The 13,324-nt window shown below is 51.4% G+C and carries 11 protein-coding genes and 2 pseudogenes; all 13 read right to left on the bottom strand.

The window, feature by feature from the left end; all coding sequences use genetic code 11:
- Nucleotides 1-116: 116 nt before the first annotated feature.
- Nucleotides 117-1,247 carry a hypothetical protein gene (locus tag IPP35_08680; protein ID MBL0059165.1) on the bottom strand — a complete coding sequence of 377 codons (1,131 nt, stop codon included), beginning with the start codon at nt 1,245-1,247 and terminating at the stop codon, nt 117-119.
- A gap of 4 nt (nt 1,248-1,251) precedes the next feature.
- Nucleotides 1,252-2,711, bottom strand: a pseudogene (locus IPP35_08675) (MBOAT family protein).
- Between the two features lie 170 nt (nt 2,712-2,881).
- Complete coding sequence (locus IPP35_08670; GenBank protein MBL0059164.1) at nt 2,882-3,922, bottom strand: glycosyltransferase family 4 protein; 1,041 nt, start codon at nt 3,920-3,922, stop codon at nt 2,882-2,884.
- Nucleotides 3,923-4,174: 252 nt separating this feature from the next.
- A complete protein-coding gene (locus IPP35_08665) occupies nt 4,175-4,861 on the bottom strand; it encodes a hypothetical protein (GenBank protein ID MBL0059163.1) in 687 nt (228 codons plus the stop codon).
- A 65-nt stretch (nt 4,862-4,926) separates the two neighbouring features.
- Nucleotides 4,927-5,691: a class I SAM-dependent methyltransferase gene (locus IPP35_08660; GenBank protein ID MBL0059162.1), complete on the bottom strand. Its 765-nt coding sequence runs from the start codon at nt 5,689-5,691 to the stop codon at nt 4,927-4,929.
- 69 nt (nt 5,692-5,760) lie between these two features.
- A complete protein-coding gene (locus IPP35_08655; GenBank protein MBL0059161.1) occupies nt 5,761-6,303 on the bottom strand; it encodes a hypothetical protein in 543 nt (180 codons plus the stop codon).
- An 82-nt stretch (nt 6,304-6,385) separates the two neighbouring features.
- Nucleotides 6,386-7,834: a hypothetical protein gene (locus tag IPP35_08650; protein MBL0059160.1), complete on the bottom strand. Its 1,449-nt coding sequence runs from the start codon at nt 7,832-7,834 to the stop codon at nt 6,386-6,388.
- 8 nt (nt 7,835-7,842) lie between these two features.
- A complete protein-coding gene (locus tag IPP35_08645) occupies nt 7,843-8,097 on the bottom strand; it encodes a hypothetical protein (protein ID MBL0059159.1) in 255 nt (84 codons plus the stop codon).
- Nucleotides 8,097-8,405, bottom strand: coding sequence for a hypothetical protein (locus tag IPP35_08640; protein MBL0059158.1), 309 nt, complete (start codon nt 8,403-8,405; stop codon nt 8,097-8,099). Before IPP35_08640 ends, IPP35_08645 begins: the two co-directional genes overlap by 1 nt.
- Before the next feature lie 171 nt (nt 8,406-8,576).
- Nucleotides 8,577-8,885: a hypothetical protein gene (locus IPP35_08635; protein ID MBL0059157.1), complete on the bottom strand. Its 309-nt coding sequence runs from the start codon at nt 8,883-8,885 to the stop codon at nt 8,577-8,579.
- Nucleotides 8,872-10,383: pseudogene (locus tag IPP35_08630) on the bottom strand (M4 family metallopeptidase). The gene IPP35_08635 and the pseudogene IPP35_08630 overlap by 14 nt, the downstream one beginning before the upstream one ends.
- 504 nt (nt 10,384-10,887) lie before the next feature.
- Complete coding sequence (locus IPP35_08625; GenBank protein ID MBL0059156.1) at nt 10,888-11,235, bottom strand: hypothetical protein; 348 nt, start codon at nt 11,233-11,235, stop codon at nt 10,888-10,890.
- Between the two features lie 92 nt (nt 11,236-11,327).
- A complete protein-coding gene (locus IPP35_08620) occupies nt 11,328-12,365 on the bottom strand; it encodes a hypothetical protein (protein MBL0059155.1) in 1,038 nt (345 codons plus the stop codon).
- Between the last annotated feature and the right edge of the window lie 959 nt (nt 12,366-13,324).

Here is a 13,324-nt window from a genome sequence, read left to right as displayed (position 1 = left end):
TCAATCGTCTTACGCTAAGACGAAAGCCTCCATCAAAGGAAACCGACCCCTATTATACAGTTAAAATGGCATCCAACGGTTTAATTTCGGCCCCCCTTTCCCCCGTGGTCCGGCGGTTATTTTAAAGGGAATACCGATTTTCCACCTTTTGAATCGTTAAGCATTTTGGCAAGGGAATTTAAATCGATGCTCTGGTTTATGGAAGATCCCCTCAAGGCCATACCAATAACGATTCTCAAATACACCGTGTCGGAACCATGAATACTGTCGCAAAACTCCATGTTTTGGGCTCCCAACGTTCTGGGATTTGTGAAATCATAAAACTCAAATCCAAACGTTTTTAAATGCGGGGATACGAGTTTAGGCAATTGGAAAAAACCGGTAAAATCCGGTTTTAGTTCCAGCAATTTGTCATACACATCTTCCGGAAAGGGAGGGAAAAAAGCAATGACATGAATGTTTCGCATTTTGCATGCCGCTAAAAAACGATCGAGTTCATTTATCGCGTTAACATTTATGCCTTTAAACGCCGCTAATCGACTTCCTTCTTTCAAAATAGCATCCGATCCTGGCTCCGCGGCAAAATTCGGGATCTCCCTTATTAAATTATTCGCCGGTGGCCCCCTCTGATATCCGCCGTCGTCCTGGAAACCGTTGCTTTGAACAATGGCGTTCAAGCCAATGGCCTCGCTCCACCTGTTGTTCGCTATTTTTGAGAGAGAAATCCCTTTGGTCATAAAATCAAACCAAAACTTTTGAAAAGATGAAACCAGGAGCGGCCCTCGGGATCTCTCCTTTTCCAGCAAATCCAAAAAGTGATCTGGTCCGAAGTCGTCCCAATTCGGATTGAAAAAGTTTTGGTCTAAACCCACGATCATCGTCGTGCATTTCATTTCGTTTGGAAGATGTGCCATAAACTGTGAAAAGTTTTTTATTCGCCCCGCACACCCCCCGGCATTATAAAAACTCGGCTTGAAGAAGATCTCCCGAAACTGCATAACCCGGGAGGATCCCAGCGCGATGATCACGGGGTTTTTCTTTATCAGCTTATTTAATTTGTAGCGTTCTTTAGGGTCCGAGTATGCCAATCCGAACAAAGTCGCCGGTGTTTCATTTCTGAGGATATCCTTCACCGACATCAATTCGCCAGAAGTCCACATCGCCCAACACATGATGAAGAAGAGGAGGGCGATGGGAACCGACAAAATGAATATTTTAATTAACAATGCCCCGACATTTCTTTTCATGGTTTTAGAATTGAAAATAGATAAATTGCGATTTCCTAAAAACCCCGAATGAACAAATCCAAAAAACCAGTAAATAATATAATCCCCATCTCACATAGGCGGGTTGTTTTGAAATCCATGGCCTAAGGCTTTCCTTTCGTTGAACGTATTCCACGGTTTCTAAAAAGACCATGGAAACGATGGCAGCTAAATAATCCTTCTTTCCGAATCCTAACCCACCGATGCCGGAGATGACGGCTTTGAATTTAAAAATAGATTCGACCCTTTAAAAAGATGACTTATAATATAGAAAGATTCTTTTAGATTTTTGGCTCGAAAAAAAATCCAAGAAAAACAAATAAGTGAATAAGTTATAACGATTTGCCCGCATTGTTGAACCATGGGAAACTTATGGAGGTTCGCAAATACAGTGATTCTTTTCCGGATCCCTTCCGTCCAAATTGAAAAAATGAAATAAAGCCCGTTCAGGCCTCCCCAGGCAACGTAAGTCCAATGGGCTCCATGCCACAGCCCGCTTATCAAGAATGTGAGGAGCAGATTAAACTGCCATCTCCCTTTTGAAACCCTGCTTCCCCCAAGTGGAATATAAAAATAGTCTCTGAACCACGAAGACAAAGAAATATGCCATCTTTTCCAAAATTCGGCAATTGATTTCGAAAAATACGGCCTGTTAAAGTTTTTCATTAATTTGAATCCCATGATTTGAGCCGATCCAATGGCGATATCGGAGTATCCGGAAAAATCACAATAGATTTGGAAGGAAAAAAAGACGGTGGCGATGATCAACGGTAAACCCGTGTACCGCGTGGGATTGTCATAGACTTGATTGACGAGGAGCGCCAACCTGTCCGCCACAACGACCTTTTAAAAACCCCACGCCATTAATTTTAATCCGTCGGACACTCTCCCGTATTCAAATTCATGCTCCTCGGAAAACTGATGTATTAAATTTTGAGGACGTTCGATGGGTCCGGCCACCAACTGCGGATAAAACATCACGTACAAAGCAAATAGGCCGAAGTGCTTCTCCGCCTTTTGACGGCCCCGATAGATTTCAATCGTGTAACTCATGGCTTGAAAAGTATGGAATGATAACCCGATGGGAAGAATGATATTTAAAGAAGGGATAGGGTAATTCCAATGGATCGCCTTTGCTATCAACGCCATATTGTCATTAAGAAAAATGAAGTACTTGAAAAAAGCCAGGAAACCCACATTGGCGACAATACTGCCGGCAAGAAAATATTTCTTTTTTCGGCCCGACGACATTTCAATAAATTGGCCGGCGTAATAGTCCACCAGGATCGTCACTCCAAGGATCAATATGTATATCGGGATAAAAGACATATAAAAATAACAACTCGCCAACAAAAGCAGGAACCAGCGAGAGCGATGGGGCAGGATGAAATACAAAGCGGTCACCGTAGGAAAGAAAAAAAGGAATTCCCAAGAATTGAAAAGCATATTTCTTCAGCCTATCCTTTTTTGGGGAAGAAGGGTTTTGCATCCAACCCAGGTCGGCTTTCTTTCCGAACAAAGGCTGGGCCTTCCCTGCGGATTCCTCGTTCCGGCCGAACCTCCGCCGTCAAATGATTCGCCAGAGCGATGGGTCATGACGGACTGGAACGACTTTTTCATCGGCGCCCTTCCGTTTGAGGCTGGGTCCGCTTCGTTCGAACAATTTGCGTGAATGAATCAATAAGGCGGGAGACATAAGCTTCCGTTGAAAAATGAATCCTAACGTGGGATGAAGAATTTCTCCCCATTTCCTCCATTTCTGCGGGATTTTTGTAAAAGAACAATATTTTCTCTTTCATCGCTTCAACATCCCTTATGGGGACGATAAATCCGTCTTTTCCATTCCTCAAGACATCTTCGGCGCCGGTATTTTTCGTGGCTATGACCGGTAAGCCACAGGCCATGGCTTCAATGAGGACTTTCGCGAGCCCTTCTTCCAAAGATGGCAATACAAGGACGGAGCCTTGAGAATAATATTGATGCATGAGCCTTCGCGGGATTCCCTCGATATGCTTATAAACTCCGGAATATTGTTTCATCACGCATTCAAACTCCGGGAAAACACGGCCTATCAAAAGAAGTTCCGCATTGTTCAATTTGAGCTCATGAAAAGCCCGCAAAAGGTAATGGACGCCTTTCTTTAAACAAATGCCGCCACAATAAATGATTCGAAAGATTTGATCGGTTTTTCCAATCTTGACGAATTTGTCCATCTCCACGCCGGACGGTATTAATAAAAGCTTTTCCTCTCTCACGCCTTTTTCCAAAAATGTTTTCTTAACGAAGGAAGACAAGACCGATATGTAATCGGCCTCGGCGTATTCTTTCAGGCTTTTTTCAATGACGGCCGGGGAATTGTATTCCTTCTTTAAACCGTTCAATAAATATTCTTCCCTCATGATTTCCGATTGAGCCTCGATATGAGAATTGGTTCTGTCGATAACGGTCGGAATATTGAATTGTTTGGCCTTTCGGATCGTGTTTAAAGCGAGCAAGGATTCAGCAAATACCACATCGGTCGATGGATCGAGTCTTTTCGCAACGAATCTGTCTTGAAGTTCTGAAAAAAGAAACCGGGTATCCAGATTTAAAAACTCCCCGAGGCGGAATGAATTAGAAAATGTTCTGCAGAAAAAAAGCCATTGGTTTTGAACCAATACATGGCCGCGGAATTGATTTTTATTCCTGACAAATGGGATAATATTTGGCTGAGCAAGCCATGCTCAGCCAGGTTCGAAAGCCAAAGAAACCGTCCTAAAGGTTCCGCCGCTCGAGGATACGGTTATTTTCATTTTTCATCACCGTGGAAAGTGGACCTTTTTCTCAACAAAGTCATGGATTCTTATTCGCTTTCTTGATAATGGGCTCGCCCCGCGCCCGCGGACGAAGAGTCCGCCAAACCCTCCATTCTAAAGTCTTTGGATGACAATATGAGTGCGGCTTTGTTTATTGATTTGGGTGGAGGGGGCTTGAAGTATTTCACGGACACAATATTTCCCCTTTCCCCAACTCGTAATTAAAAATGGCATAAGAATTAACTCCGCCCCGAAGGGGTCCAGTTTGGTGACGCTTCCTGGAATATGTTCCGAGCTGTGTTCAATAATGCAAACCCCGTTCTTTCTTACACAAGACATCCAAGCGGACAAGCACTTTTCGGGATCGTAACTATGGTCAAAGGCGTTGCTATAAATGAAATCGACCTTGTCCATCCACTCCGGCTTAACATCATGAAAATCCCATTGGATCGTGTTTGGGAATTGAGTGGCCGTATCGGACAATTCCGTCCCGAGAACCTTGCACCCGAGATATTTCGAAAACCATTCCTGTTCCTTCCCCCGGCGCGTCCCGTGGCACAATCCAAAGTGGACGTCCCCGATAATCTTTCTGATGAAATCAGATAAATGGGCGATGTCTTCTTCGACAACCCAGACGTTTTTGATTTTCTCTTTGTTTCCCTTGATTTGAACTTTCCGGTACGTATCGTAATCAAAAGATCCGTCCGCTTTTTTATACTCATATATCCGGACGCCGTACGGACCTTGCCCCGAGGCTTTCAGCAACAGGCGAAACATGAACCTTGCTAATTTTCTCAGCAATTGAGTTTCCTCCATGACGCATGGGCAATCGCCAGCGGATTGGCGCCGCCCGTTTTCATGCTTCTTTAAAATCCGCGCGCCCGTCGAATAAATGAGAGCAAAGGTGCCGGTAGCCATTTCTTCAACCACATCCTGGCTTGCCAATAAAGCAGAAAGTATCTTTTTCTCCTATAGAGCGTCTTTAAATAAGGGTCCGTGTGAACAAGGTCTGGATCAAAAAAAATAGCGAATACCTCCCCGCCGAGTTTTAAAGGAACATGCGCGATGCGTTTTTTGTCCATCTGCTGACAAATCGCGAGAATCGCCGGATAGACTATGGTGAAATCGTGAAAGACAATGGTTCCTGCCTTATGTAGGGTTTGGTGGCAAAACTGAAAATCGGAAAGGACCGCTTTTTTTGTATGTTCACCATCGATGAAAGCAATGTGCGGTGGAAAAATGATCTTTTTCGAATCAACCTTTGAAACTTCCGAATCAAAACATTCTATTTTCCTTGAATCGCCGTCTTTTATGCGACTCAGCATGCCCACCATTCGCTCGCTCGTGTTTTTTTCAAAGTGCACAACACAACCCGGCGAACGATCATCGTTCTGCTGGGAAGGCCTTGAATCTATGGAATATATCTTCGTGCACCGGGCATCGACCAGGTGGGGCTGGATGGACCCTCCCAAGTGGGACCCTATTTCAAGGTAGACATATTCGTTGTGGTTTCTGGCGGTGGCTCTCTGCACCGCCAGCAAGGAACGCTTATCGTCGTCGGTGGTCTGAGAATGGATTATTCTGAAAACATCAATATCCAGTCGGTCGATCTGATCGATCCGTTTATTCATGGTCGACCCCGGGGGCGCCGCTCACGGGGACCCGAGAGCATCCGCCCGAGCGCGGGACGGCCATATCGGTCAACATGCGACCTCTTGTTTTAACCGTTCGAGGACGGTGTCTGGATCTTCCCCGCGGTCCAATCCCATCAACAGCGCGTTGATGAATCGCCCCATTCTAAAGGTCGCCCGACCGTCCCGATGGGTATCCCTCATCCCGACCCAATGGGAGAGGTTTCCGAATTTCTCCCGGTCGGTTCCCCCATTTCGATAAAGGTCCGTCGCCAAAAACAATTCCTCTAAACTATTAAAAACGACATTCCCAATGTCCGCTGGACCGAGTCCAATGGAAGAAACTTTTTCGAGGTTCAGAAACACGGTCTTGGCCCCCGACAACGAGGACTCAAGCGCCGCCGTACCGCTGAGGAGAAGACCGACGGCGACATCCGAAGCTTGGGCAATTTCCGTAGGAAGTTTATCGCTTTTAAACTTTCCCTCATCGATGAAAGCGCACCTCCCGGTCTTTTTAGCCGCTTCCAGCAAACCGGAAATCGGCGACAAGCGCTGGTAAATCGTATGGGGGTAACTGGGTTTGAAAATAATCCCAAGCGTAGGATCCTTCATCAATCTCTCAAGAAAGCCCCTGTACACAGAAACAGTTTGTTGATGAGGGATAATACTGTACAAAGCATCCGAAGAATTTTCATCAAAAACAAAGAATGAAATTGGCTCCGTTTTTGGTTAGAGTGCTTCTCAATTTTGCGGCATTCTCTTTAACGCTTTTAATGCCGTAGTCGGTAATATACCCTGTTGGAAGGAAAGCACCCATGAGGGAACCATTTTCATATAAAGTTCTTTTATACATTTCAGAAAACCCAAAATACATATCGCAACAAATACTGATCGTTTTTACATTAATTTCAAGATTTGACCATTGGTACGACAGGCTAATTCCTTTGTTCGATTTGACGGCGCAATGTTTAGGAATATGGAAGGGGTCGAAATAAGAGGAGGTCATGAGCATTCTTATCCCGTAGCGTTGAAAAAGATTGCGCCAAAAAGTGAAATAAATCGAATAGCGTAACAACATTTCAAAGCAGAATACATTGGTCCGAAACTTTTTATACCCCCCCGTGAAAACACCCCGAATCAATTCCATCAACAGCACCCATACCCCACGGTCCAATAAAACGCGAATAGCGCTTTTTACGTTGGCTTCTTTGGACAAGTTTATTAGCTGAATTCTCTTATTTTTAAGCAACATCAGTTCTTCGTCACTCATTGAAAAGGTTTGATCAGACCGAAACAGAGAGACCCGCTCCTCTTGAAGTCCTGAGTTGATCATCCAAAGAAACGTGGATCTTTTTTTCTCATCAAAAGATACCGGCGTCCCAAGATAATCGGTTGCTATCTTGGTTTGTTGGGTGGGTGATTCAATAATTTTTGGTGAGGAACCCGGGCGGCCCGAAGCCTTGAAAACCGCTCGAAGGCCTTCCCGCATTCCATGAGCAAGCCCCCGCACCAACCTTAGGGAAATGAAGGGCCATATCGACCGATGATCGGCGCTACCGACCCTAATTAAATGGACACCCACCGACGTTGTATAACCGGAGACATGGCTCCACCACAACCGGTTTGGCACCAACAAAACGCATCGGGCCCGCGGAAATTGAAGGACGTTTGTGAAATACCATTTGGCCATGTGCGCCTTTGAAAGGACTTCAAAAATGTCCTGATAAATTAATTTTTCTAAAAAAAGCATTACGGCTTGACGATTCCCCATCAATAGGCAGGCTCTTTCCACCATTTCATTTTTATCGAATTCTGTTTGGCGAACCACTTCCGAGAGCCCGCTCGCGTCGCTAAAAACACTTGGATAAATGCATCGACCCTCCGCATCCCTAACATCGGCCAAATATATTCGGATTGGGACAGGCACCGTCTTCAACAGACGAATAAAATGAAGAAAATTATTCAAACCTTTCCAACGAGATGCCCTAAACACATAAACCCTTTCAATTTGATCCTTATGAAGAATGAGATAAAACAACGTCCTCAAATCAAGCGTCTCGACGAACACAATTGTTTTCGGTTGTTCTGGAAGGTGGTTATTGTTGTTCTTGGCCGTGAGGTCATCCGACCGTTCGGTGGTCACGCTTGTCTTCATGGGATTTGTCCATTGGTCGAATGCAAAACAGACTCTTCCCTGCCAAGAGAGCGAACAACGACTCGGGTTCTGCGTTTGGCCGAACTAAAACGGGTGACCGTTTTATTCAAATCTTCGGTCAAGGCCGCCCATCGCGGTTTAATTTGCAGAAAAAGTAGTGCGGGTATCTGCTGATGCTGACGGCGCAGGTTCTTTGTCATGGCTTGGCCAGCGATTTTGACCCCGGCGATTGGGAAATCTGAGGATTCCATCAAAGGACCTTCTGGGTTAGCCCGAGGAGCTTGGACGCTAGGCCCAGGGCCCGAGTCAAAACGGATAATTTCTTGGCACTGTTCTCCGCCTCTTGGGCGAGTCGGGTCAGACGGGCTTGGGCCGCCCCGGCCTTGGCCGTGAGCGTTTTCGTTTCTTTGGACCAATTGTCGATGGCCGAACGGCGAAGCCGCGCGATTTCCGTGCGGAGGGATTGCCCGCGGACGGTCAATTCTTTGGCCAGGGCGTTGTTCTTCGCCTCTTTGGCCTGCCGCGCCAGGAAGAGTATGGCGATGCGGGATTCGGACAAGGATTCGAGAAGCGGGAGGGAGAGAACCGTTAAATCTCCCGTGGTTTTCTTGGCGTCTTTCCTTTCATCGGGCTTTCTCCAACTCTCTTGTGCGGCGGGCCACCTGGTCGGCGAAGGCGGCGAGATCAGTCAGGGCCTTTTGGGGCTTGGCGTTTCGGGCCAGTCCCTCCGCTAAATCGGCGTGGGCCTTCGGCAAACCATTGTAGAAAGAGAGAGCGCTTTCAGGGAATCCATGGCGTCGGCGTATTCGGCGTTGAGGTTGAAAATCGATCGGGCCAGGGTATTCCGGCCGGGGGCGCGCTTGTCGTCCCAGCGCGCGTGGATGGATTCCATTCGGTCGGCATAGGCGGCCTTGAGGTCGGCGCGGATGATGTCGATGAGCGTCAGGCCTTGCGTTGCGTAGGATTCCACCCACGGTTGGTTTTCCTGGACGGCGGCGCGGAGTTTCTTGGCGCGCCCCTGCCGTTTAAAGGCGAGCAAACTCTCGGAAGAAAAGGCGGCGGCTCCGGCGGGAAAAAGGTTCGGCCGGTTCTTCGCTTGAGAATGGTTTCCCCGGCGTCGCGGAGGTTTTGTTGATGGCGGCGGCCAGGGCCTCCAGGTCCTCGACTCCTGGGAACCCCTTGGGCCACCGGGTCAAGAGTTGGGTGTATCCCAGAAACCGGCGTTCAAGTCTTCCAGGGCGCGCAAGGTCAGCCGTGCTTCCCAATGGGGAGCCGTGGCCGGCATGGACCAGGCGTATCCTTGGGCGTCCTTCAGCATATATTGGCTCAAGGGAGCGTCCTTCGAATCGGCCAGGGCATCCACGTCGGATTCCCGGGTCCACTCCACGTCCCGGGCCATTTCGGCGGCCAGGCCCTTTTGGCCCGTTCGCCGCAGCTGTTTCAAAAGTTTGGAACGGCGCGGGCGGAGGAGCGCAGGCGGCCAGACAAAGGATCATTCCCAGGGGGCCACCCAAAAGCCGAGAGGGAAATAAACTTCTCTCCTCATTTGACCCCACGGATTTCCAGGCGTTCTTCACCGCCGCGCTTTCGGAACTCAGGGGCCCGTAAAGGGCGGCGGCTTTTTCCGCCGTGGCCTTGGCCGCGGTAGCGAACGGGCTCCGCGGCGACAACGTCAAAAGTGCCTGGTACCAAATGCGCCCCGCCTTCTCCCAGGCTTTTCCCCCCATCTCCATGGCGGCCAAATAAAAGGCGTGGTTCGGGATGCCGGAATTGATGTGGACCCCGCCGTAATCATCCTCGCCCGTGTATTTCTCTTTCATGTGGGCGGGCTGGGGTCAGTGCCGATGTCGGATCGTTGGCGTAAGCGGTGCCGGGGCGGCGAAACTTCGAAGCGCGCGGCGCGTCGGGGTTTTAACCAAAAGGTCGCCGCCGATCAGCCAATCCGCCTGTTTCACCGTTTGCCCCAAACGCCACTGCTTCACCAAAATCCCAAAAACGTCGGCGAAGTGCTCGTTCAAAGCCCCCGGCTCGCCTTCATAATCCAAATTGGCCGTGTGGGTCACCACGCCGTGGTTAATTCGTGGGCGACCACATCCAGCGCCTTGGTGAACCGGACGAATGTCCGCCCGTCGCCGTCGCCGTAGGCCATTTGTTCCCCGTTCCAGAACGCGTTGGTGTAGTTCCGGCCCACGTGGACGCTGGAGATCAAAGACATCCCCCGGTCGTCCAGAGAATTCCGGCCAAAGAGTTTCAAATAGAAGTCGTAGGTGTCGCCGGAATGGTCATAGGCCTCGTTGGCGGCGGGGTCCTTCGACCCCTTTCACCTCCGAGCGGACCAAGAGCCCGGGCAGGGATTCTTTCCGCTTGGCGTCATAAATGAGCCGGTGCTTTTTCCCCTGGGGCGACGGAATGGCCGCCATGGCGGGCAAGGTCGCGAGCGTGCTCCGAGCCGCGCGGGCGGCGGCGGAAGCGGCCAAACTTTTCAACGCCCAGCGCCGCGTTTCCGCGTTCGGAGACTCCGCCATCCGTTCCAGCAGGAACGGAGGTAAATCCCGGGGCAAAAGGAATTCGTCAAGCGATCCATTGGGAGATGAACTTCAGGGCTTTTCGGCCCTTGCCCAGGAGGGATTGAAGCTCCTGGAGTCGTTTTTCTTGGGAGACGCGGCGCCGGGTCCGCCGTTCAGGAGTTTAGCCAACTGTTCCTCCGCCCGGTCCAGCCGTTTGGTGAACCCTTCCGAAGACGGCGCAGAGCGACTTCTTTAATGTCCCGGTTCGCCTCATAAAAATCTTGCGGCTTCCCACGACGGAACAGAACGGCCCCAGGATTCCAGGAGCCGGATGTTGATGCTGACGTTTCCTTTGCTCATGGACAAATGACGGCCGATATCTTCCAACGCCATGGGGGCTTTCTTGAAGGTAGAGCAGGCCGTAGATTTGGCCCAGGGAGCGGTTGAAACTGAACGACCGCCAGTTCCCCCGCCAGGCGGGCGAACTCGGCATCGACGGCGGACTGGGGTGGGTGGCCATAGGGTTCTGAACGTTTAGTGCGTTCTAAACAAAGCATATCCCAGGAAGGGGTTCTTGTCAAGGGCCGGAGGCCCTGCCAACCCCCTGAACGACCCCACCAGGTAGCCGAAACATCGTTTGGGGTTGTCGGGTTTTTTCTCCCCCAAGAGGTGGAGGGCCTGGTCCATTACCTGGCGGCCGTAGCGGGTTTCCAGGGCCATGGATTTTTCTACGATGTCCGCGTCCGAATCCTCATAGAGGAGCCTGGCCACCGCCCGCCCCCTGGCCACCGCGGCGGGTCCGTATTGGTTTTCCAGCGCCTGAAACCGTTTTTGCAAAGCCGCGGGGTCATAAAGGGCGCGGGGGGGTGTAGGTGTTGGCATGGCGCTGGGGGTCGGCCGGGGTGGGTTGATCGTCGTATTCCACCTCCAACAAATTGTTCCGTCGCAGATCCACCACACCCACGCTCAACGTGTCAATCGTGAAGCCATGGCGGGTCGCCAGCGCGTTCCGGCCGAAAGACCACCGGGGGCGTGATCGGCGAAACGGCGGAATAGTGGAGGTCCAGGAGCAGGAACGCCTTTCCGGACAAGGACAGCCGCCGGTCCCATCCAAACTCGAAATAGTCCGCCGGAAGCTCGACCCTTTCAGCCGTGGAAAGCGCCAGCCGGACGGAGGGGTCTTCCCCATAAACCTCACGGACGTCCAAAAGCCCGTAGAAGTCCCGCAGTCGACGGAAAACCCGGTGCAGGCGTCGCCGGTTGGCCACGGGGCCCTCGTCTTTGGCGCCCAAAACCGCCACAGCGGCCGGGACATCCACCGATGCAAAGCTCGACGTGGACACGCCGATTTTAAGGAAGTGCAGGTAAAGGTCCAGGGCCCATTCGTCTTTCCGGCGAACGATTTCCCCCAGCTTGCCCGGTGGGAAAAGGAGACCCAAGGGCACGGGAACGATGCCGCCCGAAAAGGGATCGGGGGGAGCTCGGCGCGACACGTCGGCCATTCGGGCCAGGAGGGTTTTGGCGACGGACGTGGAACGAATTAAAACATCCGCCTCCACATTTTTCTCCAGCGCCGCCGAGGTCCAGTTGGTGGAACCCAGGAGGACGGTCTTCCCGTCCACCACCAGCGCCTTGGCGTGGAGCACGGGCCCCTGGGCGTAAAACACGTTCACCCCGCCCCGCCGGAGGGCCTCTGCCGCGGGAGCGTTCCGGTCCAACAGATCGAAAGCCTGGCCCCCCGGATCCAAAAGGACCTCCACCCGCAGGCCCCTCTGCCGGGCTTGGATGAGCGAGTTTAATAAGCGGGAGGGCCCCGCCCGGGGCTGGGCCGCTTGGCGGGCGAACAGATAAAGGAAAAGATGTACGGATTCCCGGGCCCCATCGATCTCGCGGAGGGCCACGTCGGTGTAAGCGCCGGCCGGCACCAGTTCGGTCTCCGAGGCCCACGAGAGGCGCGCGCCGAAAGCAAACACCCAGCCGACCACGACCCAACTCAACCGTCGGCAAGCCAAAAGAGCGCTCCCTCCCATCAAGCCGAGCCGGGGAAGCGCGTTGGGAAAGGTATCTCACCAAGGGCCGGGCGGCCAGAGGCACCGAGGCTTCGTCCAAAAGGACGTCCCGGATCCCTCGCCTCCGCGGTGGAGAGAGACGGCATGTTTTCAGGTCCCGGCCCAGGCCCCGCCCCCTGGATGAGGCAAAAGCGTGCCGCACCCCGCGCCGGGCCGCCGGAGGCAGGTCGTCCAGCCGAACCTCGCAGGTCTTCCGCACGCCGGCCACTCCCCCCGCCTCGACAAAATGGATTCGATCAGCGGCGGGGCCCGCCGCCTTCGAATCAGACGGACGAACCCTCTTAGAGGGGCCCATAGGTTCTGGATTTAAAAGGTTCGGAAAACTCAAGGGAGCCGGACAGGAAGGCCCGCCTTTTTCGAAACGACAGCGATCTGTTACGCATGTCGACAATTTTACAGTAAAACGACCGCCATAGGCGACGCAGATTGCACTGGTTCCCGATGGGTGGGACGCGACAGGAACCGCATCTCAAATTTCAACTCCCGCGAACCAACTGCACCTTTCGGGTTAACCCGGATAATGGGTACCGATTAGGGGGTCCCGACATGGGTTATTTGCACAGAAATCACCGTTCCGCTACCCAAAAAAACTTGGCTGTTGGTTTGGGGTAGTGTATTATCCCAGGTCCAGCTATTGGCACTAAGGAGTGCCGCGTTGGTAGCGGTGATTCCGGAATAATATTCGTCCATGTGAATACGGCCCCGGTTGCTTCCTCGCAGGTGAAGGGCGCTCCATTTGACGAGGATCATGGTTAGGGCAACAGGATTAAAAGCAAGAACACGATCATTAAGATCGCCGCCCCGGCTTTTTTTGATGCTTGAGGGATCGATTTTTTCATGGCCAATCCTAAGTATTCACGATGAGAACGGAAAGGACTGTCACTTTCCTACCACATTGGTGA

This window comes from Elusimicrobiota bacterium (assembly GCA_016721625.1).
In the GTDB taxonomy this organism is placed as follows: domain Bacteria; phylum Elusimicrobiota; class Elusimicrobia; order FEN-1173; family FEN-1173; genus JADKHR01.
The sequence above is the reverse complement of the archived record's forward strand: the minus strand, read 5'-3'. Positions and strand labels throughout refer to the sequence as shown.